General features: G+C 61.7%; 1 protein-coding gene. It reads right to left on the bottom strand.

Annotated elements, in window-relative coordinates; translation table 11 throughout:
- Nucleotides 1–543, bottom strand: a 543-nt coding sequence (locus FS320_RS44920; RefSeq protein ID WP_192926449.1) for a carbon-phosphorus lyase complex subunit PhnI, incomplete at both ends; no start/stop codon positions are given.

Consider the following 543-nt stretch of genomic DNA (forward strand, 5'->3'; position numbering starts at 1 on the left):
AATGAGGCAGCTTCAGGTGCTCGACGAAGCCGGTGGCCTGCACGTTGTCGCAGTGCTCCAGCACGAATTCCTCATCTTGCGCCGGAGCCAGCCGTTGCTCATTGAACTCATCGGCTCTCATTGCGCGATCAACGAGACTCATGGCCATCGCCTTGCGCTCGGATTGCCCGAAGACGAGTCCGTAACCACGTGTGAAACGCGGCGGCGTATCCGCACTTCCCTTGAACTGAGACACCATCTGGCATTCGGTGACCCGGATCGCGCCGATGCACACAGCAAAGCCGAGCTCCGGCACGTTCACTTCGACATCAACCATGCCGATCCGGATCTCACCGACGAAGGGGTGTGTTCGACCGTAGCCGCGCTGCGTCGAATAGCCGAGGGCGAGCAGGAAGCCCTCGTCGCCGCGCGTCAACGCCTGCAGGCGGATTTCGCGTCCAACGGGATAGGCAATCGCCTCACGCGTCAGGTCACCCGGTTCATCGTCGCTTGGGACATCAGCCTCGATCAACCCCTGGCCGTCGAGAAGATCAGTCACGCGCG

The organism is Microvirga tunisiensis (assembly GCF_009296175.1).
Taxonomy (GTDB): domain Bacteria; phylum Pseudomonadota; class Alphaproteobacteria; order Rhizobiales; family Beijerinckiaceae; genus Microvirga; species Microvirga tunisiensis.